The organism is Stenotrophomonas sp. 86156_Sma (assembly GCF_056481625.1).
Genome location: NZ_CM151157.1, coordinates 4,678,241 through 4,704,381, shown reverse-complemented (window position 1 = coordinate 4,704,381; position 26,141 = coordinate 4,678,241). Strand labels below are relative to the sequence as shown.

Genomic DNA, 26,141 nt, shown 5'->3' with positions numbered 1-26,141 from the left:
GCAAAGCATCTACCGGCGCTTGGCCCACTTGTAGAACCGCTTCCAGCCCTGCCGCACGGCGGCCACCCAACCCGGGTCGGCCACCAGTGCGGCCTGCGCGGCACTCGGCGCCTGGCCGGTCACGCGCTGGCGGATCTTCAGCAGGTTCTTCATGTCGCTGCGGCGCATCTGGCGGCTCAGCGGGTTGCGGCGGAGCCAACGCGGGGCCCGCCAGGCCGAGGTGAAGTCCAGCAGCACCGGTACGCCGCTGCTGACCACCACGTTGGTGCCATGCAGGTCGTTGTGGGTGATGCCGGCGGCGTGCAGGCGGCTGAGCGCGTGCTGCAGCTGCTCGAACACTTCATTGCCCACGGCCTGCGCGGTGCTCAGGGTCTGGCCGGGAATGAACTCCATGCCCAGCGCCAGGCCACCGAGGGTGCCGAGCAGTGCAGGGGCATGCTTCCAGCCGCCGAGGCGCTGCAGCATGCGGGCTTCACGGCGCACCATCAGCCGGGCGATCAGCGAAACGGGAGTGCCGCGGTAGCGGGAATAGTCCTTGATGACCGCCTCGCGCCCGTCCAGGCAGGTACGGTAGACGTCGGGGGCCAGGAAGCGTTCGCCGCGCTTGAGCAGCAGCGGGGTGGCGGCGTCATCGCCGCAGGAGGAGGGGGGGGAGCAGGAAGATACATGTCGGGGTCTCGGACGACCCGGTGGGTGGCGCAAAGCGTCAAGCGAACCGGTGTTACAGGGAGTTACTAAGTTTTCGTTAATTTTAGTACTCGCCAGTTCGCTATTCCACGATTTGTCGGAGAAATGTCGGGGTCGTGGCTGGAACAGTTCGTCGCGCCCAATCGGACAATTCTGTCTCACTTGGCCGGTGGTTCTTTCAGAATCAATAGGTTGCATTTCGCTCTGCCTCGTTCATCCGCGGCCCGCTGAACGTCACGCACGTCCAGCTTGACCCCGACGCACGGCCTGCCGACCATAAGCTGTTAATTCGCGACATCGGCGGCCGCCCCTTCCTGGCACGTCCCCGTCCCCTGCCGCGGTCCCCACCGGTGCTGGCCGCCAGGCCGTGCATCGCCCTGATTCCCGTTCCGGCTGCGGCTGGAGGAAAGTGTTTTGATCATCAAAATCGTCATTGCAGCGCTGTTCGTCGCCTGCGTGCTGTACATCCACTTCCGTGGCAAGGTCCGCGCGCGCTGGTCGCGCCAGCTGCTGGACCACTCCAGTTTCATGGCCCCGATCAACGTGGTCATGTACATGTTCTCGAAGGTGCCGACCACGCCGTTCCTGGACCCGGCCAAGGAATTCCCGCAGCTGGAGCCGCTGCGCCAGAACTGGCAGATGATCCGCGATGAGGCGCTGGCGCTGCGCGATGCGCAGAAGATCGCCGCCTCCAGCACGTTCAACGATGCCGGCTTCAACTCGTTCTTCCGCCGTGGCTGGAAGCGCTTCTACCTGAAGTGGTACGGCCCGTCGCACCCGTCGGCGAAGGCGATGTGTCCCAAGACCACCGCGCTGCTGGAGTCGCTGCCGGATGTGCGCGCGGCGATGTTCGCGCAGCTGCCGTCGGGCAGCGAACTGCGCCCGCACCGCGACCCGTTCGCCGGTTCGCTGCGCCTGCACCTGGGCTTGGCCACGCCCAACAACGACGGCTGCTACATCGAAGTGGACGGCATCAAGAAGAGCTGGCGCGACGGCGAGTGGATGATGTTCGACGAGACCTACATCCACCACGCGCACAACGAGACGCCGGATGATCGCGTGATCCTGTTCTGCGACATCGCCCGCCCGCTGCGCTTCGGCCTGCCGGGCCTGTTCAACCGCGCGGTGGCGGCCACGCTGCTGGCCGGTGGTGCCTCGCCGAACCTGCCGGGTGACCCGACCGGTGGCGTCAACAAGGCCTTCGGCAGCGTCTACAAGGTGCGCCTGAAGGCCAAGGCACTGCGTGAGCGCAGCGTGGTGGCGTATCAGGTCATCAAGTGGGGCCTGGTGGTGGCGGTGATTGCGGGTATCTGGGCGCTTTGATCGTTACATGCGGTTGCCGGCCAGCGGCCGGCACTACCGGAACATGAAAAAACCCGCGCTGTCGCCAGCGCGGGTTTTTCTTTTGCAATGGTAGGTGCCAACCTTGGTTGGCACGCTTTCCGATCAGCCCTTCAGCGCCGCCTGCACGAACGGCGGGGTCACCAGCACGCCGGTGTGCAGCGCGGCGGTGTAGTACAGGGTGTTGAAGGTCTTGGCGGCCGAGTCGGCCTGGCGGAAGTCGAAGCTGCTGTCGCCCTTGCGCGCCATGGTCACGCTCCACCAGCCGGTGGGGTAGCACGGCTGCGGGAACGGCAGGGTCTTGAACGAGCCGAAGCCGGCCTTGCCCATCTCGGTGCGCATTTCGTTGATCAGGTCCAGCTGCATCAGCGGCGACTCGGACTGCTGCACCAGAATGCCGTCGTCCTTCAGGGCCTTGAAGCAGCTCTCGTAGAAGGCCTTGTTGAACAGGCCTTCGCCCGGGCCGACCGGGTCGGTCGAATCGACGATCACCACGTCCACGCTGCCCGCCGGGCAGTTGGCCATGTAGGCCACGCCGTCGTCGAACAGCAGCTCGGCGCGGGCGTCGTCGTTCGAGTCGCACAGTTCCGGGAAGTGCTTGCGCGCCATCACCGTGACCTGCTCGTCGATATCGCACTGGGTCACGCTCTCCACGCCGGTGTGCTTGAGCACTTCGCGCAGGGTGCCGCAGTCGCCGCCACCGATGATCACGACGCGCTTGGGCGCGGCGTGGGTGAACAGCACCGGGTGGCTGATCATCTCGTGATAGAAGAAGTTGTCCTTGCTGGTCAGCATGATGGCCCCGTCGATGGTCATCAGGTTGCCCCAGTCGGTGGTCTGGAAGATCTCGATCTTCTGGAACGGCGACTGCACCTCGTCCAGCTTGCCGGTGATGCGGTAGCCGATGGCCGAGCCGGTGCGCTCGAAGTGTTCGATGTACCAGTTGTTGCTGTCAGTCATTGGAAAACAGTCCTGTTCGGAGGGGTGGAGCCGGGCTGGCGGGCGGGGCCGCGTGGCACAGATGCCACATCCGGACGGATCGGCCTGTTCAGGTTGGAACCTGTCACGGGCGCGGGCGCGCATGATAACGAACCTGTGGGCATATAGGCGTTATCATGCCCCCCCCTTTTATTGCCAACAAGGCCGACTGAAATGACCGATTGGTCCCTCGACCAAGCCCGCAAGACCTACTCGATCCCGCATTGGGCGGACGGTTACTTCGACGTGGATCAGGCCGGGCACATGGTGGTGAGACCGACCGGGGCGGACGGCCCGGTGGTGTCGCTGCCCAAGGTGGTCGATGCTGCGCGCGCGGCCGGTGCCAAGCTGCCGCTGCTGGTGCGCTTCCCGGACATCCTCGGCCAGCGCCTGGGCAAGCTGCAGGCGGCCTTCGCCCAGGCCCAGCAGGACTGGGAGTACAGCGGCGGCTACACCGCCGTGTACCCGATCAAGGTCAACCAGACCCGCGGCGTGGCCGGCACCCTGGCCAGCCACCACGGCGAAGGCTTCGGCCTGGAAGCGGGCAGCAAGCCCGAGCTGATGGCCGTGCTGGCGCTGTCGCGCCCGGGTGGGCTGATCGTCTGCAACGGTTACAAGGACCGCGAATACATCCGCCTGGCCCTGATCGGCCGCAAGCTGGGCCTGCAGACCTTCATCGTCATCGAGAAGCCTTCCGAACTGAAGCTGGTGCTGGAAGAGTCCAAGGCGCTGGACGTGAAGCCGGGCCTGGGCGTGCGCATGCGCCTGGCCTCGCTGGGCGCCGGCAAGTGGCAGAACAGCGGTGGCGACAAGGCCAAGTTCGGCCTGTCGCCGCGCCAGCTGCTGGACCTGTGGAAGTCGCTGCGTGACACCGAGTACGCCGACTGCCTGAACCTGCTGCACTTCCACATGGGCTCGCAGATCTCCAACGTGCGCGACATCGCCAACGGCATGCGCGAAGCCACCCGCTACTTCGTGGAGCTGTCGCGCCTGGGCGCGAAGATCACCCACGTCGATGTGGGCGGTGGCCTGGGCGTGGACTATGAAGGCACCCGTTCGCGCAGCTTCTGCTCGATCAACTACGGCCTGCATTCCTACGCCAGCAACATCGTGCAGCCGCTGGCCAATGCCTGCGAAGAATTCGGCCTGACCCCGCCGCGCATCGTCACCGAGTGCGGCCGCGCGATGACCGCGCACCACGCGGTGCTGATCGCCAACGTGTCGGAAGTGGAAGAGGCGCAGGAAGGCCGCGTGCCGGACCAGCACGACGACGAGCCGGCGGCGATCCGCCACCTGCGCGAGATCCACGACGAGCTGGACGTGCGTCCGGCGGTGGAACTGTTCCAGGAAGCACAGCACTTCCACGCCGAAGGCCTGGCCAGCTACGCGCTGGGCCAGATCGACCTGCCGCAGCGTGCGCGCATCGACGATCTGTTCTACGCCATCGCCCACGGCGTGCGTGCGCGCCTGAGCTATGACGAGAAGAGCCATCGCCCGGTGCTGGATGAACTGAACGAGCGCCTGGTCGACAAGTACTTCGTCAACTTCAGCGTGTTCGAATCGATCCCGGACGTGTGGGCGATCGACCAGGTGTTCCCGATCGTGCCGATCGAGCGCCTGGACGAAACCCCGGACCGTCGCGGCATCATCGCCGACATGACCTGCGACTCGGACGGCATGGTGGAAACCTATGTCGAGAACGAGAGCCTGGACAGCTCGCTGCCGCTGCACAAGATGAAGCCGGGCGAGAGCTACCGCATCGGCTTCTTCATGGTCGGCGCCTACCAGGAAATCCTGGGCGACATCCACAACCTGTTCGGCGATACCGATGCGGTGGAAGTGCTGGCCGATGCCGATGGCTATGCCATCACCCAGCAGCGCCGCGGCGACACCACCGACGTGATGCTGGATTACGTGGGTTACCGCCTGGACGAACTGCGTGCGACCTATGCGCAGCGCGTGGCCGAGGCGCAGCTGTCGCCGGAACGTGCGCAGGAGCTGTCGGAGGCGCTGGAGGCCGGCCTGACCGGTTACACCTACCTGTCCGACGAACCGCTGGTCTGAGGTAAACGGGAACGCCGGGCATGGCCCGGCGCTACCGGTCCCGATGAGCGCGCGCGCGATCTTCCACCTGTTCCTGCATGCCGCCGTGCCAGCCCTGCTGGCATGGCTGTTCTGGCGCAAGCGCTTCGCCTCGGCGTGGCTGCTGATGCTGCTGGGCTGGATCATCGATCTGGACCACCTGCTGGCCGATCCGATCTATGCACCGAACCGCTGCAGCATCGGGTTCCACCCGCTGCACACCGCACCGGCGATTGCGGTCTATGCGGGGCTGTGCGTGCCGAAGAAAACGCGGTTGTTCGGCATCGGCTTGATCATCCACATCGTGCTGGACGCGATTGATTGCTGGTGGATGCATCACCGTTGATGCTGGGTGGATGCCGACCTTGGTCGGCGCCTGCCGGGTGCTCGGCGACCGGTCGGATTGGCGCTTGGTAGAGCCGGCCGCTGGCCGGCTTCCGCAGGGCGTTCCCGGTGATCACGTGGTTGCCGGCCAGCGGCCGGCACTACCCGCCGTTGGGTTGGCCAAGGTCGACACCTACCGGATGCACGGCGAACGGTGTTCCCGGTGACCACGTGGTTGCCGGCCAGCGGCCGGCACTACCCGCCGTCAGGTTGGCCGCCTCACGCCACCGGCAACCACAACGTGGCCCGCAATCCCGGCTGTGCATTTGCCAGTGCCAATCGCCCGCCATAACTGGCAGCGATATCACCCACAATCGCCAACCCCAGCCCACTGCTGCCCTCGCGCTCATCCAGACGCACGCCACGCTGGGTGACCTGTTCCAGCGCGTCTGCAGCCAGCCCGGGGCCGTCGTCGCGTACCTCAATGCGCAACTGCCCTTCGCTGGTGTCTGCAGTGACGTCCACCCGCTGCTTCGCCCACTTGCCAGCGTTGTCCAGCAGATTGCCCAGCATTTCCTCCAGGTCCGCACCGGCACCGGCGAACTGCAGCGCCGGATCGATACCAGCCGCCGTGAACGTGATGCCACGTTCGCCATGCACGCGTGCCATCAGCCGACACATCGCCTGTGCGACTGCCGCCACGTCGGTGCGCTGGCGATGGTCGGCGGCCAACCCTGCGGCCAGGTAACGGTCGACACTGGCCTGCATACGCGCACTCTGCTCGCGTACGGTGGCGCGCCAGTCCGCGCCGTCGCCGTCGGCCTCAGTGGCCAGCACGCTCAGCGGGGTTTTCAGCGCATGCGCCAGATCCTGTGCACTGGTGCGCGCTCGCGCGACCATGCGTTGCTGATGCTCCAGCAGCGCGTTGAGCTCCTCGCCCAGCGGTGCGACCTCCGCACCCAGCCCCTGTGTATCGATGCGCTGCGCGTCGCCGCGCCGCACCCGTTCCAGCTGTGCACCGAGGCGATGCAATGGACGCAATCCGAAGTGCACCTGGCTGGCCAGCACCGCCAGCCACGCCGCGACCAACACACCCAGCGCGATGGCAGTACGCTGGCGGAACGCGGCAACGTCTGCATCCAGCGCGCTGCGATCGGTTGCGACCACGGCCACGAACGGTTCGTTGGCGCGTGGCAGGCGCACCTGCTGCACGCGTGCGCGCAGGGATTGCTGCAGCGGTCCAGCCAGATTGCGGGTGGCCGCTCCCATGGCCGTGGCAGGCAGCGTTTCATCCCACAGCGAGCGCGATTGCAGCAGCACACGGCCATCGGCACCGGCGATCTGCCAGTAAGCACCTGAGAACACGCGCTGGAAGCGTGCGTCATTCGGTTCCTGGCGCAGGCGCAGCTGTCCGTCCGCATCCACTTCGGCCTGCGCCAGCAGGGTCAGCATGTCCTGCTGCAGTTCATGGTCGAAGCGATCGCGCGCGCTGCGCTTGAACAGCTCGCCCAGCAGTGCACTGGCCAGCAGCGAGACCAGCAGCAGGCCGACACCGCCAGCCAGCAGCAGGCGCCGTCGCAGCGAGGGTTGCCGGCTCACGGCGCGGCCAGCCGCCAACCCTGGCCGCGTACGGTCTGGATCAGATCGATGCCGAGCTTGCGGCGCACCCGCCCGAGCAGCACGTCCAGTGCGTTGGAGTCCGGATCGTGGCCGCCATCGAACACCTGTTCGCCCAGGCGGTCGCGGCCGATCACCTGGCCGCTGTGGTGGATGAGGTAACTGAGCAGGCGGAACTCCTGCGGGCTCAGCGACAGCGCCTGCCCATCCAGTTCAAAGCGGCCGGCGTTGACGTCCAGCTGCAGCGGGCCGCAGTGCAGGCGCGGGCTGGCGTGGCCGTGGCTGCGGCGGATCAGGGCGCGCAGGCGCAGCACCAGTTCGTCGGCCTGGAACGGCTTGGTGAGATAGTCATCGGCACCGGCATCGAACCCAGCCAGCTTGTCGTGCCAGCGCCCGCGTGCGGTCAGCACCAGCACCGGAAAGCTGCGGCCGTTGCCGCGCCAGCGCTCGATCACGCTCAGTCCGTCCAGCCCGGGCAGGCCCAGGTCGACGATGGCGGCCTGCAGGTCCTCGATCTGGCCGATCTCCTCGGCCTCGCGCCCGTCGGCAACCACGTGCACCACGTAGCCGGCCTGTTCCAGCAGGGGCACCAGGCGCTGTGCCAGCGCGGCATCGTCTTCGGCCAACAGGATGCGCATCAGTCGTCGAGCTCCGTCTTCAGCAGCTTTCCGCTGCGCGCATCATAGTCCAGCTCCACCACCACGCCGTCGCCGCGCAGGATCTCCACTTCGTAGACGCCATCGTCCAGCTCCACTTCCAGCAGCTGGCCCGGAAAGCGCTTGAGTGCATCGCGGACCACGCTTTCCAGCGGTACGTAGCGGCCCTGCTGCACGGCACGGCGCGCGACCTGCTGCGCCGGGTCCTGTGCCGGTGCGGCGGCGGTCGGGGCGCTGGCCAGGGCCAGCAGCAGGGGCAGGGTGGAGAGCATCGGGGCGCAGGGCGGGCTGTAGGAACAGGCGTGAGTGTGCCGGGGCTGACTAACAGCTGGCTAACAGTGCCGGCTAAGGAGCTGTTAACCACGGGGTGCATTGTGGCGTTGCCGGGATGGTCCGGCCACGAACACGAACACGAACAGGAGAACCCCCATGTTGAAGTCGCTCACCCTCGCCACTGTTGCTCTGCTGGCCATCGCACCGGCCGCACAGGCTGCACCGCTGGGCATGGCCCAGGTCGAACAGACCCTGCGCAAGGCCGGCTACACCCAGATCCATGAGATCGAACGCGATGATGGCCTGTGGGAGGCTGACGTGAGCCGCGCCGATGGCCGCTTCAGCGAGGTCTACGTAGACCCCAAGACCGGCGAGATCTTCGACGAGCACAGCGGCCGCGCGCTGTTGACCACCGAGCAGGTACTGGCACGTGCACAGGCGCATGGCCTGCGCGAAATCCATTCGCTGGAACGCGATGGTGCGACCTGGTCGCTGGAAGCCCGCAATGCCCGCAACCAGAAGGTGGACGTGCGCCTGAGCGGCTATGACGGCCGCATCCTGCACAGCGAGCGCGATGGCTGGCTGGATTGACCTGCTGGTAGTGCCGGCCGCTGGCCGGCACACGGGGAGAAAGCGTGTCGACCAAGGTCGACACCTACCAAGCGTACGCAGCGGTAGCGGCCGACCTTGGTCGGCCCAGGCCCGACGCGGCGCTTACCAGCCAAACGGCGGCGGGTAATCCCAGTAGCCCGGGCCGCGGCCGTAGTAGCCGCCGTACGGGCCGTAGAAGCCCGGGCCCTTGCCTTCGCTCACGTGGATGTTGACGTTGACCCCGTGGGTCTTGCCTTCATCGGTGGTGTAGTTCTTGCTCAGGTTCAGCGTGGCGGCGTTGTAGTGGCTGTTGCCACCGTTCTTGGAATAGCCGATGCCGGTGGTGAAGCTGCCGGACACTTTGACCTTGTCGTCGGTGACGTCGGCGATCTTCGCGTCGTCGTGCACGCGAGGGCCGCTCTTGTCACCGTAGTACGTGCCCGGCGGGTCCTGCTGCAGGGCCGGGTCGTTGAGGTAGCGCATCGGCGCCTGCGGCAGCGTCAGGTCCAGGCCGGCGGCCTGCGGCGCGGTGGCGCCAGCGGCGGACTGGGCCAGCACGGTTCCCGGCAGGGCCAGGCACAGCAGCAGGGTCAGGGGGCGGATCATGACGGCGCTCCAGCGGACAGGTGGCCACGCAACACGCGGCGGTACAGGCCGACGCTAGCAGGGGTTGCTTGAATGATGCCTGTCGGCGCCGGATTGGGGTAGAGCCAGGCCATGCCTGGCTGCAGGTCACAGCCGCCCGAACCCGAACAGCCCTTCCAGCGCATGCCTGCGCCGCTCGATCCGGGCCCGCAGCAGCTGGGCGCCGATCATCGAATAAGTGATGCCGTTGCCGCCGTAGGCCATGGCGAAATGCACCCGTGGCCCCCACTGATCGTGCGGGCCGAAGAAAGGCAGGCCATCGGCGGTTTCGGCGAAGGTGCCGGCCCAGGAGAAGGCGGGCACCGGATCCAGCCGCGGGAACCAGTGCTGGAGCTGTTTCATCAGCTTGTCGGCCTTGCGCTCTACGCGCCTGTGGCGGCGGGCGGGAATGTCGATGGCGTCGTCCAGCCCGCCCACCAGCAGGCGGCGGTCGCCGGTGGCGCGCAGGTAGAGGTACGGGCGTGCGCTCTCCCACACCATCGTGTTGCGCAGCCGGCCCAGCACGTCCGCATCGATCGGGTCGGTGATGAAGGCGTAGCTGCTGCGGTTGCGTGCGACGCGCTGATGCAGCCAGCGTTGGTTGGCATAGCCCATTGCCAGCACCACGTGGCGGGCGTGGATCGTGGCGCCGTCCTCGGTGAGGGCGGTTACCCCGCGCGCGCTGGGCGTGAGCGTGTGCAGTACCGTACGGTCATGCACATTGCCGCCGCGCCGGCGCACGCGTTGCAGCAGCGCATAGGTCAGGCGATAGGGATCGACCCGCGCCGCCTGGCGCGTGAGCAGGGCACCGCCGGCGTCCACGTCGAAGCGCTCCCGCAGTGCCTCCGGGCCCAGCCAGCGGGCATCCAGGCCGATTCCGCGCCGTGCCTCACCTTCGGCCATCAGGCGCGGCACGTCGCGATGGCGGCTGGCCAGGTACAGGCTGTCCATGCGCTGGAAATCAACGTCTTTCAGGCCGCGAGCCACGTCGCCCAGGGCCGGAATCGCCTCGGCACACGCCCGATAGGCAAGCGCGGCGGCGTCCTGACCATGGCGCTGCGCCAGTTCCAGCAGATGGGTATCGATCTCGTACTGCAGCAACGCGGTGCTGGCAGCGGTGCTGCCCCAGCCGATATCGCGCTGCTCGATCACTGCCACGTCGTGGCCATGCCGGGACAGTTCGTCGGCAATCAGCGCACCGGTGATGCCGCCGCCGACCACCAGCACGTCGCAGCGCAGATCCTTTTCCAATGGCGGAAACGCCTGGATCAATCCATTGCGTACCGCCCACCACGGGTAGCCACTCTTGAGGTCCATGCGTCAATTCGCCGGATCGATTTCATGCTCGTCCGCAGGCTGATCTACAAGCAATCGAGCGAACAGGTCGGGAAGGTCACTCGCTACCGGGATGGCGTACTGACGTTCCATGCCAATGAATGGAATCCGCACTACCGGCATTGCTGCGTCCAGTGTGTCGAATCCATAGCCCTCCCCGCCGCCGTCCGAAGCGAACAGGAATATGCCCGGCGCGTATGATTCAACCTCATACTCACGATTGAAGTCGATGACCTCTTCTGCTTCCCAGAAGACAATGTAGTTGTCACCAATAAATCCTTCGCCGCCGTTGTGCGCCCTAAGGAATTCAAGGTAATTCTCGGGAAGTGCCACTCCCACGCGGGCTGACAGACCAGTAATGGCCGACATTTCAGCCGGGCCATTGAGCTGTCCCTCTGTCAGGTGATATTCCATGGCTGCTCTTCCATGTCTCTCGGGGACTGGTTAAACCAGAAGTTTGCCTGCTGCTGATGAGTGTCGCGATGGGGGATAACGTCATTGGCGGAGTCGGTTGGCGTCCACCATTGCCCGTAGATCAGGCCGTGGGACGGCCGGTATGCGGGGTCTGGATCAGTTCGGACAGATCGAAGCCCTGCAGGCGGGCGGCCGCCAGATAATGGTCCTGCACGGTAGCGTCCAGCTGCGGTTCGCGGGCCAGCAGCCACAGGTACTTGCGATCCGGGCTGCCGACCAGCGCCACGCTGTAGTCCGGAGCGACCTGGATCACCCAGTAGTCGCCCTTGGCGAACGGCAACCAGCGCAGGCCCTTGGGCAGGAAGCTCACCTCCAGGCGCGCGCTGTCGTTGTCGACGGCGCAGGCCTCGCCGGTGGCTTCCTCGACCTCGCCGTCCATACGGCAGCGGTTGGTGACGCCGACGTTGCCGTTGTCGAGCAGGGTGTAGTGCGCCGACACGTCGGTGCAGCCTTCCGGCTCGTGGCGCATCGGCAGGCGCGCGATCTCGTACCAAGTGCCCAGGTAGCGGGGCAGTTTGAGGTCGGCGACGGTCTTCAGCGGCGGGTGCTCGGTCATCGGTGGTCGTGGCAGGGGTGGGCCTCCACGATGCCGATGGCCTTGCCATGGGCGGGTGAAGCCGGGGCGATGGCCGTGTCCAGAACGTTCCGTCGCCCCGGCGGAGCGCCCGTTGTCACCGGCGTGGCGGTATCCTGCTGCCAGCGCCGTGTTTTCCTGATCCAACCGAGGTGGAGGTGCCGATGTACCAGGTGATCCTGTTGAAGAGTGAATCCGCGTTCGCACGCGAACAATGGCCGCAGGTCGATGACCTGGTCGACTACGAAGGCGTGGCCTACAGCCTGCGCGCCGGCCCGCGCCAGCCGCTGCCGACCGACCACGACTGGCACCCGGTGGCGGTGTATGCGCCCGATGAGATCACCGAGGAAGAGTTCCAGGACTGGTACGCGCTGCAGCAGCCGGCCGTGGAAGAGCTGCGGCTGAAGTACTGATGCTCGACGTTGCCAGGGCCGCCCATACGCCCTTGACCGCCTCTGCCGTATAGTCGCGCGCAGGCGCGGTGGTCCGCGCGAACCGGTGTGGCTGGCTTGTCTTCTTTCCTGCGATCGATCCGTGCACAGGGCCCTTGGCTGGCCCTGCTGCTGTGCAGCGCCTTCCTGCTGTCCGCGCCGGTGCTGGCACAGGATGATGAGCCCACGCCGAAGCAGCAGCTGGCAGATATCGATGCGAAGCTGAAGGAAGTCGACCGCAAGCGTGGCGATGCCGCGGCCATCGAAACACTGGCCATGCTGTCCGAGGATGCCTCGAAAGCGCGGCGGGATGCCGAGGCGCTGGAAAAGGCGCTGCAGCCGCAAAAGGATCGCCTCGACGAACAGCTGGCGCAGTTGGGCACACCTGCCGAGGGCACCACCGAGCCGCCCGAACTGGCTGCGCAACGGCGCAGCATCAACAAACAACGCGACGGACTGGCCGCGTCGGTAGCGCAGGCCAAGACCAGTGCCGTGCGCGCCCAGCAGCTGGCGACCGACATCGACCAGCAGCGCGCCGCGCAACGTACCGAAGAATTGGGGCAGAAGGTTGCCTCGCCGTTGTCGCCCGCGCTGTGGAGCAAGGTTGCCGAGCGCCTGCCGATCGATATCGCACGCGTCGCGCCGTTGGCCGAGCAGGGGCGCGATACGTTTGTCGCTGGCGTCCGGGCCAATGGCTGGGGCACGCCGTTGCTGGGCCTGGTGGCCGCGCTGGTGATGATGTTCCCGCTGCGGCTGTGGCTGCGCAAGCTGGGGCGGCGCTTTGCGGAGTCCGAGCGCGCGCCGGACGGTCGCCTGCGGCGCTCCGGCCTGGCCATGTGGCTGCTGCTGGTGGGCACGCTGCTGCCCGGCTATGCCGTGGTGGTGCTGATGGCGGCGCTGGATGCCATCAATGCGATTGCGCCGCGCCTGCAGGTGGTGGCCGACGGGCTGGAGACCGCAACGTTCCGCGCTGCGTTCATTGCGGCACTCAGCGCCTGCATGCTGGTTCCCAAGCGGCCGTCGTGGCGGTTGCTGAATCTGGATGACACCGCCGCGCTCAAGCTGCGCAAGTACGCGTGGGGCGCGGCGGCGCTGGCCTGGCTGAGCACGGTGCTGGTCGCCCTCGATCAGGCCACGCGTACCAGCGACGTCACCACGGTGGCGCTGGATGGCCTGATTGCGCTGACTTACCTGGGCCTGATCATGGCGATGCTGGTGACCCTGGCGCGCCTGCATCGCCGGCAGACCGCCGAGGCCGAGGCCAAGCTGGAGGCGCAGGCCGACGGGCAGGGCCCGAGTACGCCGGTGCGCCGCAGCAGCTGGCTGGTGCTGGCGCGCGTGGCGGGCAATGTCGCGGTGGTGGCGGCCATCATCGCCACCCTGCTGGGCTACCTGAACTTCGCCAAATTCGTGAACCAGCAGCTGATCGGCGGCAGCATCGTGGTGCTGGCGGCGACGCTGCTGTTCAAATTCGTCGATGACCTGAGCACGTGGATGCTCAACGCCGACAGCAAAGTGGGCCAGACCATCCTGCTCAGTACCGGCCTGAGCGTGTCGCGGCTGGAGCAGGCCGGCGTGCTGCTGTCGGCGGCGCTGCGTACCGTGGTCGTGCTGCTCACGCTGCTTGCCCTGGTGGCGCCGTTCGGCAACATCGGTGCGGTGGTGGAGCGATTCACTTCACTGTTCACGACCGGATTCGATATCGGTGGCACCAAGCTGGCACCGGCGGGGATCGTGATGGCAGTACTGGCGCTGCTGGCCGGCCTGGCGATCACCCAGCTGGTGCAGCGCTGGCTGACCGACACCTACCTGCCCAAGACCGAACTGGACCTGGGCGCACGCAATTCGGTCAGTACGGTTGCCCGCTACGTCGGCATCATCATCGCGGTGATCTGGGCGTTGAGCGCGATGGGCCTGCAGCTGAGCAAACTGGCACTGCTGGTCAGCGCGCTGTCGGTGGGTATTGGTTTCGGCCTGCAGGTGATCACACAGAACTTCGTCTCCGGCCTGATCCTGCTGGCCGAGCGTCCGGTGAAGATCGGCGACTGGGTGAAGCTGGGCGACCAGGAGGGCGACATCCGCCGCATCAGCCTGCGTTCGACCGAGATCCAGGTAGGCGACAAGTCGACGTTGATCGTGCCCAACTCCGAGTTGGTCACCAAGACCGTGCGCAACATGACGATGGGCAACAACCAGGGTCGCATCCAGATCCAGTTCGCGGTGCCGCCCAGCACCGATGTCGGCAACCTGCGGCAGGCGCTGCTGGATGCGTATACCGCGCACACCAACGTGCTGAAGCAGCCGGCCCCGACGGTCTACATCGACAGCATTGCCGGTGGCCAGATCACCATCAACAGCTTCGCGTACGTGGCCAGCCCGCGGCAGGTGTATGCCACCCGCAGCGATCTGTACTTCAGCCTGCTGCAGATCCTGGCGGAGCGGAACATTCCGCTGTCGACCCCGACCGACATCCACATCACCCGCGATCCGCAGTAGTGCCGGCCGCTGGCCGGCAACCTCAGAAGCAACAGCAACAGCATGCATTCCGTGGGATGGCGGGGTGGGTCCGGTTGCGGGGGGCGCTGCAAGTCCCCCTTCCGGGGCCCGGCCCAGCCGCTGGCGGCTGTGCGTTCGGGCGCTTGCGAAGCAGTGCTTCGCAAGCAAAGCGCCCTCACCCATGTAAGCTCGGTCGCCGCTTGCTCGTGTGCGCAGTCCTGCGCACACGGCAAGACCGGGGTTGGGCGTCCTGCCCAACCCGTCGGGCGCATGCGCCCGACCCATGCGGCTCACGCCCCCGCAACTGGACCCACCCCGCCTTCGACAGATTTCCGCGATCTGTTGGAAATACTCTTGGTTCAGATCCGTTTTCCTCCGGAAAACGGATCTGAACCAAGATTGATTTCGATATCTGACAGAAGTGTCGACCAAGGTCGACACCTACCGACAGCCACAGGAATCTGTCAAAGGTGGGGCGGTGGCGGAGTGCGGGGTGTCAGCCGCATGGGCCCGAGGCATGCCTCGGGCGGGTTGGGCAGGACGCCCAACCCGGGTCTTGCCGTGTGCGCAGGACTGCGCACACGAGCAAGCGGCTGCCAAGCCTACAGGGACGTACTTGCGGCGTCCCCGCACTCCGCCACCGCCCCGCCAAACCACGGAATGCACGCTGTTGCTGTTGCTTCTGAGGTTGCCGGCCAGCGGCCGGCACTACCGCGGGTGCAGGGCGCAGCCCTGCAAAGAACCCTATCCTCGCGGCCGGCTGCGGGATGGCACCAGTGCGAATGTGTCCACCGCCAGCTTCTCGGCGTGGTTCAACCACGCACGGATCTCCAGATCATCCACTTCGTGGTCCAGACCGAAGGACACGTTGATCTTGCCGTTGGCATCGGGCTGCACCCACTGCTGCGCCAGCACCACCTTGCGCTGCGAGGACACCGCCTCGATCCAGAAGCCGCGATCCGGGCGCGTGCTCGCCACCAGCTGCAGCATGTACTGGCCGGCACGGGTACGGCGGCCCTTCTGGGTGATCATGTGCGCCTGGCGCACGCTCGGGCGCGGGCCTTGGAACGCGTCCAGCGGTGCATCCACCGCGATGCCGCCACGCAGGTCGTTGTCGCGGTACAGCTTGATGCCGTTGTCGCGGTTGACCAGCAGGGCGCACCAGTCACCGTCGGCCGAGCCGTCCTCGAACGCGGTGCAGCGGTCGACGTAGGCCAGGGTGTTGTCCGGGTTGGCATCGTCGAACTGGCGCGAGGTGTTCTCCAGGTATACCGACTTCAACCCCCAGTCCTTGTCGTACTCCAGCAGCACCGGCGGCTGCACGTGCTGCAGGCCGACCACCACCTGGTCATCGCCGTCGATCTTCAGCTCGCGGGTCGGTTCGCCCAGCCACAGCGAACGGGCGAAGGCCAGGTACTGTGGGTAATCGCGGCCGCCATCACGCTGGGTGGCCACGCTGGCGCTGGGCGCGCGCTGGGTATCGATCAGTGAACGCCCGAAGCCCATCGTCTTCAGGTTCGGGTCCAGCAGGCTGAGCAGGGTCGCACCCGAATCCAGGGTGGTGCCGGCCTCGGCGCTGAGCTGCTGCGGGGCAATGCCTTCCCCCAGGAACAGCAGCAGGTTCTCACGCTTCTGCCGGGTGAGGATGTGGGTCAGATCGTTGGGCATCGCCAGGTGGTCGGAGGCGATCACGATCAGCGTGTCCTTGCCGTACTGGCTGGCCTGGATGCGCTGCACCAGCTGCGAGATCAGGCGGTCGCTGCACTTGAGCGCATTGAGCATGTTGATGTTGCCGTACTGGCTCTGGTAGCGCTCGCCCTTGCACGACACCGGCAGGTGGCCCGCCGGATGGTGGGTGTCCATGGTCAGCGTGGTGAGCATGAACGGTGAGCCGGCGCGCGAGAGCTGTTCAAAGCGCTGGTAGGCGGTGTCCAGCAGCACGTCGTCGTGCACGCCCCAGGCCGAGTAGTGGATGCGGCCGATCTTCTTCTGCTGCTTGAACCACGCCAGGTCGTGTACTTCATCGAAACCGTGGCTGGCCAGGAACTGGCCCTTGCCGGCGAACTGGCCGTTGGCGCCACCCAGATAGTGGTTGGTGTAGCCCTGCTGCTTCAGGTAGTCGCCCAGGCACACGGCCTTGGGCAGGAAGCTGCCCATGCGGTCCATGCTGTTCTCGTCGCCTTGGGAGGTGGTCAGCGGCACACCGCACATCGACGAGACCAGACCGGCGATGGTCCAGCCGCTGCCTTCAGCCGAGGCCAGGCCGCGCACGTCCAGCGACTTCGTGGCCAGACGGTTGAGATTGGGCATCAGGCCCGGGAACACGTTCTCGTCCAGGTAGGTGCGTTCCAGGCTTTCGCCATAGATCCAGACGATGTTGCGCGGGCGCTGCAGCGGCTGAGTCGGCACCTGGTATTCGGGCGCGATGCGGGCGAAGTCGACCGGGCGCAGCTGCTGGTACAGGCGCTGGCCGTCGCGGGCCAGCGGGCTGATCAGGATCGTGGCCACCCAGACTGCAGTGAAGCCGGCGAACCAGGCACCGCCGTGGCCGGACTGGCGCCAGCGCTTCACCCGTGTGGCGAACAGCGGCAGCAGCGAGACCAGCGCCAGTACGATGAAGCCGGCGATATATCCCTTGAAATCGGAGACACCGGCGCCTTCCATGTCGGCGCCCAGGTGGTACAGGGTGGCGGCATTGAGCCCATCACCGGACAGCTTGTCGATCAGCCACCACGCGCTGAGCATGAGCAGCAGCAGCGAGAACGCACCAGCCTTCCACCACACCCACTTGTCGGACGCGAGGAACAACCAGCACAGCAGCAACAACGACAGCAGCAGTATCCAGAGCATAGGCAGCTTCGGCAGTGACGGGGTGGTGGTGATGGACGTCGTACCGACGCGTGTCCATCCGACCGACGCTGCCACAAGCACATGCACATGACAGGCCGATGACCCGATAGTGCATGCACGAACCTGACTGAAATGTTTGTTGAAATAACACGCGCGCAATCGCGCTCAGAAGGTAAAACGCGCGTGAAAGGGTTCGTTGGATTGCATTAAAAACCGCATGAATACGGCGGTTTTCGCTGATGCGCTAGCGATGCCCGCGTTCTTCGCGTGCCCGCGCACGACGGTCGAACAGCAATGCACTGGTCACGATGCCAAGGCCGAGCACCACGCCGATGAACAGCAGAATCAGCGCAATGAGCGGGTAGCCGAACAGGTGCCAGCCGGTGTCGATCTTCATCATCATCGCCGCAGCCATGATCAATGCGGCACTGATGATGCCGGCAGCCACGCGGTTGGCGATCTTCTGCAGGTTCTCCATCAACCGCGATTCTTCCAGGCCGGTCACCTTCATCTGCAGGCGGTTCTCGGCCAGCAGCGCCATGATGTCCGAAAGTTTGCGCGGCCCATCGCGCAGCAGCTGCTGCAGTTCCATCGCCTCGCTGGCGATGTTGGCGGCCGACAGCGATTTCTTCAGGCGCGCACGCATTACGTGTTGCAGCTGGCGCTCGACGATGCGGCGGGTTTCCAGCTCTGGCGCCAGCAGCCGGCACACGGTTTCCAGGTTGAGCAGGGCCTTGCCCAGCAGGCTCAGTTCCGGCGGCGTGCGCAGGCCGCAGGCGGTGGCGATGCGCACCATGTCCAGCACCACGCGGCCTTCGGAGAAGCTACCGCTGGCGGCGTAGCGCGCGATCAGCTGTCCGGTCTCGCGCAGGTAACGCTCTTCGTCGAAGGCCTCCAGCCGCGTGCTGATGCTGATCAGGTCGTCGGCCACTTCTTCGCCACGACCATCGACCGCGGCGAACAGGATCTTCAGCAGGCGCTCGCGCAGACGCGGCGGCATGTGCGCGACCATGCCCAGGTCGAAGATCGCCAGCCGTCCATCTGGCATCACCCGCAGGTTGCCCGGGTGCGGGTCGGCATGGATCTCGCCATGCACGAAGATCTGGTCCAGGTAGCCGCGGATCAGCGCCGCCGCCAGAGGATCCATCGATTGCTCGGTGCGGCGCACATCGGGAATCGCATCCACGCGCACGCCGGTGGCCAGTTCCATGGTCAGCACGCGCTGGCTGCTGTAGTCCCACAGCGGCTGCGGAATCCACAGGCGGCGGAACGGCTTCAGGTGCCGGCCGAAACGGGCCAGGTTCTCGGCCTCGGCGTGGTAGTCCAGCTCCTGCATCAGGGTCTTGGCGAACTCGTTGAGCCAGTCGCGCAGGCGCACGCGACGGCCCACCTGGGTCAGGTGGTCGGCGGCCAGCGCGAAGCTGCGCAGTGCCTCCAGGTCCGAGCGCAGCTGCGCGGCGACCTCGGGTTTCTGCACCTTCACCGCCACCTGGCGGCCATCGTGCAGCACCGCGCGATGCACCTGCGCGATCGAGGCACAGCCCAGTGGCTCGGGATCGAACGCGGCGAACAGCTTGTTCACCGGCGCGCCCAGCTCCTGTTCGACGATGGCATGGATGCGCTCGACCGGAATCTCGGCCACCTTTTCCTGCATGCGCTCCAGCGCCGTGGCGAACTCCACCGGCACCATGTCCGGGCGGGTGGACAGCATCTGGCCCAGCTTGACGAAGGTCGGCCCCAGCGCCTCCAGGTCGCTGACGAACTGTTCCGGGTTGCCATCGGCGGGGACGTCGGCCTGATTGCTGGCGGCATCCAGGTTCATGCTCGAGAACACGCCCGAATGGCGGTAGCGCATCAGCAGGCGCAGGATCTGGCTGCGCCGGTTCATGCCTTTGACCAGCGGGGGATTGCCATTGGCGGTGGGCGGATTGCTCAAGCGACACTCCCATGCGACGGATACAGGTAGTGCCGGCCGCTGGCCGGCAATGTCCGGATTCCGCAGTGTCGCCGGGGGGCGGTAGGCATGCGGTGAACCCGATCTCTTCCGCAGTCCACGCCGGATCGGTCAGAATCCGCTCACTCCCTCACTTGGACGCCCCATGGCCGGTGCCAGCCTGTTCGCCCTGCTCGACGATATCGCCTCCCTGCTCGACGATGTCTCGGTCCTGACCAAGGTTGCGGCGAAGAAGACCGCCGGTGTGCTCGGCGACGACCTGGCGCTGAACGCGCAGCAGGTCACCGGAGTCAACGCCAACCGCGAACTGCCGGTGGTGTGGGCGGTGGCCAAGGGCTCGCTGGTCAACAAGGTGATCCTGGTACCGGCGGCGCTGGCGATCAGTGCACTGGAGGCCTGGCTGCACAGCCGTGGCTGGAACGTGCCGCTGATCGTGCCATTGATGATGATCGGTGGCGCCTTCCTCTGCTTCGAGGGCGTGGAGAAGCTGGCGCATCGCTTCCTGCATTCGGCTGACAACGATGCCGAGCATCAGGCCGAGCGGCGCAAGGCGCTGGCCGATACCCAGGTGGACATGGTGGCGTGGGAGAAGGACAAGGTAAAAGGCGCGATCCGCACCGACTTCATCCTCTCGGCCGAGATCATCGTGCTGACCCTGGGCGTGGTCGCCACCGCACCGTTCACCAACCAGATCCTGACGCTGAGCGTGGTTGCGCTGGCCATGACCGTGTTCGTCTACGGACTGGTGGCGGGCATCGTCAAGCTCGATGACGTTGGGCTGTACCTGTCGCGCAAGGGCGGTGCCATCGCCGCCTTCGGTCGCGGCCTGGTGGCCTCGGCGCCGTGGCTGATGAAGTTCCTGTCGGTGGCCGGCACCATCGCCATGTTCCTGGTCGGCGGCGGCATCCTGGTGCACAACGTGCCGGCGCTGCACCACGCGGTGCAGGCGCTGGGTGGCGAAGGGCAGTGGGGCTGGCTGATCAGTGCTGCGGCCAACATGGTGGTGGGCATCATCGCCGGTGCCATCGTGCTGGCGGCGGTGACCGGGTTCCAGAAGCTGCGCGGGAAGTAGGCGCCGGCCCATTGCCCGGTAGAGGCCGACCTTGGTCGGCGCTTTGTTCCGCGCGTGCCAACCAAGGTTGGCACCTACCGAAGCGCTGTCCTTGGCGTTGGTAGAGGCCGACCTTGGTCGGCGCTTTGCCCCGGCGTGTGCCAACCAAGGTTGGCACCTACCAAAGCGGTTTCCGGTGTACCGGAGAACTACCCCGCATGCACCCGGTTCTTGCCCTGCCGCTTGGCCGCATACAGCGCGTCATCGGCGCGGCGCAGCAGGGTATCGGTATCGTCGCCCGGCTGCCATTGCGCCAGCCCGGCACTGAAGTGCACCGGCACGCGCCGGTCCTGCACGGTCAGCACGCGGTGCGCCAGCGAGCGCTGCAGGCGCTGCACGGTGGCCATGCTGTCGGCACCCTGGGTCTCCGGCAGCACCAGCACGAACTCGTCGCCACCCAGCCGCGCGATGCCATCGGTGGCGCGCAGCAGCAGCTTGCACACGGACACTAGGTGCTGCAGCAGCGCATCGCCACCGGCATGGCCATGTGCATCGTTGGTCTGGTGGAAATCATCCAGGTCGATCACCGCCACGCCCAGCGGCGAGTTGTTGCGCGCAGCACGCGCCAGTTCACGCTGCAGCAGTTCGTCCAGGCCGCGGCGGTTCAGCGCCTGGGTCAGCGGATCGATACGCGCCAGGTCACCGGCGGCACGCAGTTCCTGCTCCAGCTCGGCAATGCGCTGTTCGGCGCGTTCCACTTCCTGCCGCGCATTGGCCAGGTGATCGCGCGCCTGCGCGGCCTGCTGCTGCACCTTGCCGGTGTCGCGCATCACGTCCTGCAGCAACTGGTTGAGGTCGGCGATGCTACGCGCCTCGCGCAGCTGCAGTGCGTAGCTGCCGATGCGGTCGTGGTATTCGCCGGTGCTGGTGGCCATGCCATCCATGCGCTCGATGAACTCGCCCATCAACCCGCGCATCGCCGCCTTCGAATCGTCGATGCCCTGGCGCAGCAGCCCCTGCTTGTAGATCACTTCGCGCAGTTCGGCGCGGGTGCGCTCGACCGCCTCAGCTTCCAACGGCCCGTCCAGCAGCTGGCGTACTGCGGCGATCTGGCCCTGCAGCCAGCTGCGGTCATCCAGCAGCTCGCTCACGTTCTCCAGCAGCAGCGCGAACAGCTCAAGCAGCAGCGCCTGCTGCTCCTGCCAGCTCTCGGCACGCACGCCGACCTGGTGGCCGAGCTCGCGCACGCCCTGTTCGATCGGTTCCAGCGCCGTGCCCGGTTGCCACTGGCGCAGCTGCATGGCCAGCGTCTGCGCCTGCTCGCGCAGGTCCGGATCGTGCTGCAGCAGGGCCACCACCGCGCCGCCCAGCAGCAGGCGCAGCTGCTCGGACAGGCGTAGGCTTTCCGGCTGCCCATCCGGCGAATGCTGTTCGATGGTGCGGATGTACTTGTCGATCAGCTGCCGCATTGCGCGCCCATAGCGCGGCCAATCGGCGCTGGCCTGCGCCGACTGCAGGCGGTCGCCCATGTCGCCCAGTTCGCCGGGCAGGGTGGCCATGCCATTGGCGAACGCGGCCAGCAGCGGCTCCGGTGCGTCGGCCCCGGCGAACAGCTGCTGCAGGGCCACGCCACCGCCACCCTGCAGCACCACGCGGTCGCCCAGCCCATCGTCCACCACCGCGCGCACGCGTGCCGGCGGCCCAAGGGCGGTACCGGGGGCAGGGCGGTGGTCGGGCTGGTCCGTCATGGAGCAAATCCTGGGGCTGGCAGGGACTGGTTCCAGCATATCGGCGCGGCCGCCGACGGCTTGAACGGCTAGGATGGGCGACAGGATGCCGCAGTGGAGGTGGTGATGCGCGTGATGTTGCTGGGGGCGACCGGGCTGGTCGGTGGGCTGACCCTGTCCAAGCTGCTGGACGACCCGCGCTGCAGCGCCGTGATCGCGCCGACCCGCCGCCCGTTGACTGTGGCCCACGCCAAGCTGGAGAACCCGGTGCTGGCCTTCGATGCACTGCCCGACGCAGCCGAATGGACGCGCGTGGACGCGGTCATCTGCGCGCTCGGCAGCACCATTGCCCAAGCCGGCAGCCGCGAGGCCTTCCACCGTATCGACCATGACTACCCGCTGGCGTTCGCCCGCCTGGCGCAGGCGCAGGGTGCGCAGACCTATGTGCTGAATTCCGCAGCCGGCGCCAACCCGCAGTCGTCGATCTTCTACAGCCGGATGAAGGGCGAGCTGGAGCATGACCTGCGCGCGCTGGGCTTCAACTCGTTGACCCTGGTCCGCCCCGGGCTGATCGGCGGCGAGCGCACCGAGGTGCGACGTGGCGAGCGCCTGGCCCTGACGGTGCTCGGCGCGCTGGGGCCGGTGTTGCCACGGGCGTGGCGGATCAACCCGGCCAGCGAAATCGCCAAGGCACTGGTCGAGGCCGCGCTGGCCCCGCAACCGGGTGAGCATGTGGTGGCATCGAGCGCGCTGGTCGGCTGATGTCGCGTGCGCTGCGGCTGACCCAGCTTCAACAGCTGCTGCGGCGGCATCGGCGGCCGGTCGCGGGGCAGGTGCTGGCCGAAGCGCTGGGCATCAGCCTGCGCACGCTGTACCGCGATATCGAGACCCTGCGCGAGCAGGGCGCCGACCTGCGTGGTGAGGCCGGCGTCGGCTATCTGTTGGCGCCGAGCGATACCCTGCCGCCGATGACCCTGCCACCCGCCGAGATCGACGCGCTGGTGCTTGGCCTGCGCTGGGTCGCGGCGCGCACCGAGCCAGCGTTGGCTGAGGCCGCACGCGATGCTTTGGCGCGTATCGCGCATGTGCTGCCTGCAGCGCGCCGCGAAGCGCTGCGTGACAGCGGCCTGCGCGTGGGTCCCTCGCGCGCGGCAGCCAAGGTGCCGGCGGCACGCCTGCAGGCCGTGCGTGAGGCTGTGGGGTCACAGCGGCGCCTGAAGTTCGGCTACCAGGATGCACAGTGCCAGCGCAGCGAGCGCATTGTCTGGCCGTTCGCGCTGGGCTACTTCGATGAAGTGCTGATGCTGGCGGCGTGGTGCGAAGGACGCGAGGACTTCCGCCATTTCCGGCTGGACCGCATCCGCCAGGTGCGCGTGCTGGAGGATCGCTACCTTGTGCCGCGCGCCACCCTGCTGCGGCGCTGGCAGAAGGCACAGGGCATCGCACCGGACTGGCTGGACCGTTCGTAGCGTCGAGCGTGCTCGACTGCTTCTGCGCTTCGCTTCCTGCTTCTGGGGGAGGGGGCCTTCGCTCTTTGCTTCTGGTAGGGGTCGAGCTTGCTCGACAGCCTTTGATCTTCGCGAACAGCAGTCGAGCAAGCTCGACATCTACCAGAGCAACGGCAACAGCAGTCGAGCAAGCTCGACATCTACCAGAGCAACGGCAACAGCAGTCGAGCAAGCTCGACATCTACCAGGGCAGAGGCAACAGCAGTCGATCACGCTCGACGCTACTGACAGAATCTGTCAGCAGGGCCGTACCACCATGAACGCTCCCAACAACGGAGGTTTCCCATGTTCACGCCCAGCACCCTGCTGCAGTACGTGCGCGACGTCGCCACCAGCGCCACGTTCTACAGCGGCATTCTCGGCAAGCCACCGGTCGAGCAGTCGCCCGGTTTCGCCCTGTTCCTGCTCGGCGATGGCGCCGCACTGGGCCTGTGGCAACGCGATGACGTGCAGCCACCTGTGTCTGCGCAGGCCGGTGCCGCCGAACTGGCGATGGTGGTCGCCAACCCGGAGGCCGTGCAGCAGATGCACGATGCGTGGCGCGCACTCGGCGTGCAGATTCTGCAGGCACCGGTGACGCTGGAGTTCGGCCATACCTTTGTCGGGGCAGACCCGGATGGACACCGTCTGCGTGTCTACAGCCGCGCCGAAGGCATGGTCGCGCGCGATTGATCGCCCGCATTGTGTAGATCCACGCCATGCGTGGATGCGGGCACAAAAAAACGCCGGGCAGTGCCCGGCGTTTCTCCACTTCATCTGCCAACCAAGGTTGGCACCCACCAGTCAGTTTCACGTGCCAACCAAGGTTGGCACCTACCGATCAGGTGGCCGATCAGCTGGCCAGCGCCAGGTCATCCATCATCGCGCGCAGGAAGCGGGCCGCTTCGCCACCGGTGGCCGCGCGGTGGTCGAAGGTGACCGACAGCGGGATCACCTTGTGCGCTTCCACGCCGCCCATCACCGGGGTCATCTGGTGGCGGGCACGGCCGGCACCGACGATGGCCACGCATGGCGGCACCACGACCGGGGTCGCGTAGCGGCCGGCGAACATGCCGAAGTTGGACAGCGAGATGGTGTAGCCGCTCAGTTCCGAGGCGGCAATCGAACGCGATTCCACCTGCTCGCGCAGGCGGTTGACGCCTTCGCGGATGCCGCGTGCATCGAGCATGTCGGCATTGCGCAGGGCCGGCACGAACAGGCCGTCGTCGGTGTCCACGGCGATGCCGATGTCCACCTGCGCGTGCAGGGTGCGGGTCAGCGCTTCACCGTCGAACCAGGCGTTCATCGCTGGCACCTTCTGCGCGGCGACCACGATCGAACGCACTAGGCGCGCGGTGACGTCGTTGCCCGGCAGCCAGGCGTGGATGTCGGCGTCGTCATTCAGCGTGGTCGGCACGACTTTGCTGTGTGCATCGGCCATCACGCGGGCCATGTTGCGGCGCACGCCCTTCAGCGGTTCCGGCTGGCCCTTGGCGACCACGCCCGGCGGCTGGGTGCGCATCGGCTTGCCGGCGGCGGACAGCGGGGTGCGCGCTTCGCTCTGCACCGGGGCAGACACCTGCGCCGGGGCCGGCACGGCATAGGCAGCAGCGGCCGGGGCCGGAGCGGCACCGATCTTGGCGCTGCCATCCGCAGCTGCCTGCTTGACGTCGGCCATGGTCACCGCGCCATCGGCGCCGGTGGCGCGTACGCGGGACAGGTCCACGCCCAGCTTGCGCGCGGTGGCACGCACGGCCGGTACGGCCTTGACGCCACCGACGGCCAGCGCCTGTTCGGCGTGCACGGCGTTGGAGCTCTGCATCGCGCCGACCACGGTACCGGCGTCATCACGCTCGGCGGCGGCGGGCTTGGCGGCTTCGGCGGCCACCGGTGCGGCAGCGGCCGGCAGCGGCGGCGGGGTCGGTGCCGCGGCCGGTGCAGCGTGGCCGTGGCTGTGGCCGGTGTCCTGGCCATCGGCGCGCTGCGGCAGGTTGGGGTCCAGTTCGAAGCTGGCCAGCACCGAGCCGGTCGGGATGATGTCGCCGGCAGCGCCGGACAGCTTCAGCACCTTGCCGGAGAACGGCGACGGCACTTCGACGACGGCCTTGGCGGTCTCCATCGAGACCAGCGGCTCGTCCAGCTTGATCACATCGCCTTCCTTGACGAACCACTCGACGATGGTCGCGTCCGGCAGGCCTTCGCCCAGGTCGGGCAGGTTGAAGTTCTTGGTCTGGCTCATTTGCAGTTCTCTTCCAGCAGTTCCAGTTCGCGGGCCGGCAGCCAACCCGTCGCGCCATTGGCGCGCTCGGACCACCACCACCCGCCGTGTTCGTGATGAAGCTTCACCATCTCGCCGCTTTCCACATCCAGCTCGCGGGCGTCGTAGTCGCACAGGGCTTCGGCGCGACCCTCGTCCAGCAGCTGCAACCAGGCGATGGGCGCCCATCCAGCGCGCCCATCGTTGGTGCGTACCCAGGCAAACGCCGGCCATTCCTCGTCACGGACACCTACTTCGACGATCTGGCCGGTGTGGAACCGGAGCGGGTTGGGATACTGGCTGCGGTAAGCCCCCAGAAGGCGGGCCCGCAT

23 protein-coding genes and 1 pseudogene are annotated in these 26,141 nt (G+C 66.8%); 10 read left to right on the top strand and 14 right to left on the bottom strand.

Annotation, left to right across the window (positions count from 1 at the left end; all coding sequences use genetic code 11):
- Positions 1 to 9: 9 nt before the first annotated feature.
- A complete protein-coding gene (locus ACZK33_RS21775) occupies positions 10 to 615 on the bottom strand; it encodes an RIO1 family regulatory kinase/ATPase domain-containing protein (protein ID WP_478455113.1) in 606 nt (201 codons plus the stop codon).
- A gap of 489 nt (positions 616 to 1,104) precedes the next feature.
- On the opposite strand from ACZK33_RS21775, the gene ACZK33_RS21770 reads away from it, so the two are divergent.
- Positions 1,105 to 2,010 carry an aspartyl/asparaginyl beta-hydroxylase domain-containing protein gene (locus ACZK33_RS21770; protein WP_029550749.1) on the top strand — a complete coding sequence of 302 codons (906 nt, stop codon included), beginning with the start codon at positions 1,105 to 1,107 and terminating at the stop codon, positions 2,008 to 2,010.
- A gap of 123 nt (positions 2,011 to 2,133) precedes the next feature.
- Here ACZK33_RS21770 and speE read toward each other — a convergent pair whose 3' ends face one another.
- Positions 2,134 to 2,988, bottom strand: a complete 855-nt coding sequence (speE, locus tag ACZK33_RS21765; RefSeq protein ID WP_049400802.1) for a polyamine aminopropyltransferase — start codon at positions 2,986 to 2,988, stop codon at positions 2,134 to 2,136.
- 192 nt (positions 2,989 to 3,180) lie between these two features.
- Here speE and speA point away from each other — a divergent pair, with 192 nt between their 5' ends.
- A complete protein-coding gene (gene speA, locus ACZK33_RS21760) occupies positions 3,181 to 5,070 on the top strand; it encodes an arginine decarboxylase (RefSeq protein ID WP_005411370.1) in 1,890 nt (629 codons plus the stop codon).
- Between the two features lie 43 nt (positions 5,071 to 5,113).
- Entirely contained in the window at positions 5,114 to 5,434 is a 321-nt protein-coding gene (locus tag ACZK33_RS21755; protein WP_005411369.1) for a DUF6122 family protein, read from the top strand.
- Positions 5,435 to 5,691: 257 nt separating this feature from the next.
- Here ACZK33_RS21755 and ACZK33_RS21750 read toward each other — a convergent pair whose 3' ends face one another.
- The 3 genes from ACZK33_RS21750 to ACZK33_RS21740 are packed head-to-tail and all read right to left on the bottom strand — an operon-like array spanning position 5,692 to position 7,957.
- Positions 5,692 to 7,011 (bottom strand): sensor histidine kinase, encoded by a 1,320-nt coding sequence (locus tag ACZK33_RS21750; protein ID WP_423174318.1) that lies wholly within the window; start codon positions 7,009 to 7,011, stop codon positions 5,692 to 5,694.
- Positions 7,008 to 7,667: a response regulator transcription factor gene (locus ACZK33_RS21745; protein ID WP_423174319.1), complete on the bottom strand. Its 660-nt coding sequence runs from the start codon at positions 7,665 to 7,667 to the stop codon at positions 7,008 to 7,010. The genes ACZK33_RS21750 and ACZK33_RS21745 overlap by 4 nt, the downstream gene beginning before the upstream one ends.
- Entirely contained in the window at positions 7,667 to 7,957 is a 291-nt protein-coding gene (locus ACZK33_RS21740; RefSeq protein WP_005411366.1) for a PepSY domain-containing protein, read from the bottom strand. The genes ACZK33_RS21745 and ACZK33_RS21740 overlap by 1 nt, the downstream gene beginning before the upstream one ends.
- A gap of 157 nt (positions 7,958 to 8,114) precedes the next feature.
- Here ACZK33_RS21740 and ACZK33_RS21735 point away from each other — a divergent pair, with 157 nt between their 5' ends.
- Positions 8,115 to 8,549 carry a PepSY domain-containing protein gene (locus ACZK33_RS21735; RefSeq protein WP_032127132.1) on the top strand — a complete coding sequence of 145 codons (435 nt, stop codon included), beginning with the start codon at positions 8,115 to 8,117 and terminating at the stop codon, positions 8,547 to 8,549.
- A gap of 123 nt (positions 8,550 to 8,672) precedes the next feature.
- On the opposite strand, the gene ACZK33_RS21730 is transcribed toward ACZK33_RS21735, so the two are convergent.
- The 4 genes from ACZK33_RS21730 to ACZK33_RS21715 all read right to left on the bottom strand — a co-directional run bounded on the left by ACZK33_RS21730 (position 8,673) and on the right by ACZK33_RS21715 (position 11,538).
- Positions 8,673 to 9,155 (bottom strand): hypothetical protein, encoded by a 483-nt coding sequence (locus tag ACZK33_RS21730; protein ID WP_049400799.1) that lies wholly within the window; start codon positions 9,153 to 9,155, stop codon positions 8,673 to 8,675.
- A gap of 126 nt (positions 9,156 to 9,281) precedes the next feature.
- Positions 9,282 to 10,490 carry an NAD(P)/FAD-dependent oxidoreductase gene (locus ACZK33_RS21725; RefSeq protein ID WP_423174320.1) on the bottom strand — a complete coding sequence of 403 codons (1,209 nt, stop codon included), beginning with the start codon at positions 10,488 to 10,490 and terminating at the stop codon, positions 9,282 to 9,284.
- Between the two features lie 3 nt (positions 10,491 to 10,493).
- On the bottom strand, positions 10,494 to 10,922 hold the full coding sequence (locus ACZK33_RS21720) for an SMI1/KNR4 family protein (protein ID WP_032127134.1): 429 nt from the start codon (positions 10,920 to 10,922) through the stop codon (positions 10,494 to 10,496).
- A 121-nt stretch (positions 10,923 to 11,043) separates the two neighbouring features.
- Positions 11,044 to 11,538 carry a lipocalin family protein gene (locus ACZK33_RS21715; RefSeq protein ID WP_285301785.1) on the bottom strand — a complete coding sequence of 165 codons (495 nt, stop codon included), beginning with the start codon at positions 11,536 to 11,538 and terminating at the stop codon, positions 11,044 to 11,046.
- A gap of 182 nt (positions 11,539 to 11,720) precedes the next feature.
- Between ACZK33_RS21715 and ACZK33_RS21710 the strand changes: the two genes are divergently transcribed.
- Entirely contained in the window at positions 11,721 to 11,969 is a 249-nt protein-coding gene (locus tag ACZK33_RS21710) for a hypothetical protein (protein WP_049422925.1), read from the top strand.
- Positions 11,970 to 12,056: 87 nt separating this feature from the next.
- Positions 12,057 to 14,483, top strand: a complete 2,427-nt coding sequence (locus tag ACZK33_RS21705) for a DUF3772 domain-containing protein (RefSeq protein WP_423174321.1) — start codon at positions 12,057 to 12,059, stop codon at positions 14,481 to 14,483.
- Positions 14,484 to 15,227: 744 nt separating this feature from the next.
- On the opposite strand, the gene ACZK33_RS21700 is transcribed toward ACZK33_RS21705, so the two are convergent.
- Both ACZK33_RS21700 and ACZK33_RS21695 read right to left on the bottom strand, forming a co-directional pair.
- On the bottom strand, positions 15,228 to 17,333 hold the full coding sequence (locus ACZK33_RS21700; RefSeq protein ID WP_423174322.1) for a phosphoglycerol transferase I: 2,106 nt from the start codon (positions 17,331 to 17,333) through the stop codon (positions 15,228 to 15,230).
- 244 nt (positions 17,334 to 17,577) lie between these two features.
- A pseudogene (locus tag ACZK33_RS21695) lies at positions 17,578 to 19,224 on the bottom strand (ABC1 kinase family protein); the annotation flags it as partial.
- A 208-nt stretch (positions 19,225 to 19,432) separates the two neighbouring features.
- Between ACZK33_RS21695 and ACZK33_RS21690 the strand changes: the two are divergent.
- Entirely contained in the window at positions 19,433 to 20,359 is a 927-nt protein-coding gene (locus ACZK33_RS21690) for a DUF808 domain-containing protein (RefSeq protein WP_423174323.1), read from the top strand.
- A gap of 188 nt (positions 20,360 to 20,547) precedes the next feature.
- Here ACZK33_RS21690 and ACZK33_RS21685 read toward each other — a convergent pair whose 3' ends face one another.
- Entirely contained in the window at positions 20,548 to 22,086 is a 1,539-nt protein-coding gene (locus ACZK33_RS21685) for a GGDEF domain-containing protein (protein WP_423174324.1), read from the bottom strand.
- A 105-nt stretch (positions 22,087 to 22,191) separates the two neighbouring features.
- On the opposite strand from ACZK33_RS21685, the gene ACZK33_RS21680 reads away from it, so the two are divergent.
- The 3 genes from ACZK33_RS21680 (at position 22,192) to ACZK33_RS21670 (ending at position 24,245) form a co-directional block, all read left to right on the top strand.
- Complete coding sequence (locus tag ACZK33_RS21680) at positions 22,192 to 22,827, top strand: Rossmann-fold NAD(P)-binding domain-containing protein (protein ID WP_423174325.1); 636 nt, start codon at positions 22,192 to 22,194, stop codon at positions 22,825 to 22,827.
- Complete coding sequence (locus ACZK33_RS21675; protein ID WP_423174326.1) at positions 22,827 to 23,534, top strand: helix-turn-helix transcriptional regulator; 708 nt, start codon at positions 22,827 to 22,829, stop codon at positions 23,532 to 23,534. Before ACZK33_RS21680 ends, ACZK33_RS21675 begins: the two co-directional genes overlap by 1 nt.
- 324 nt (positions 23,535 to 23,858) lie before the next feature.
- Positions 23,859 to 24,245 carry a VOC family protein gene (locus ACZK33_RS21670; protein WP_423174327.1) on the top strand — a complete coding sequence of 129 codons (387 nt, stop codon included), beginning with the start codon at positions 23,859 to 23,861 and terminating at the stop codon, positions 24,243 to 24,245.
- A 160-nt stretch (positions 24,246 to 24,405) separates the two neighbouring features.
- On the opposite strand, the gene ACZK33_RS21665 is transcribed toward ACZK33_RS21670, so the two are convergent.
- Both ACZK33_RS21665 and ACZK33_RS21660 read right to left on the bottom strand, forming a co-directional pair.
- Positions 24,406 to 25,791: a dihydrolipoamide acetyltransferase family protein gene (locus tag ACZK33_RS21665; protein ID WP_423174328.1), complete on the bottom strand. Its 1,386-nt coding sequence runs from the start codon at positions 25,789 to 25,791 to the stop codon at positions 24,406 to 24,408.
- Positions 25,788 to 26,141: an SH3 domain-containing protein gene (locus ACZK33_RS21660; RefSeq protein ID WP_005411349.1), complete on the bottom strand. Its 354-nt coding sequence runs from the start codon at positions 26,139 to 26,141 to the stop codon at positions 25,788 to 25,790. The genes ACZK33_RS21665 and ACZK33_RS21660 overlap by 4 nt, the downstream gene beginning before the upstream one ends.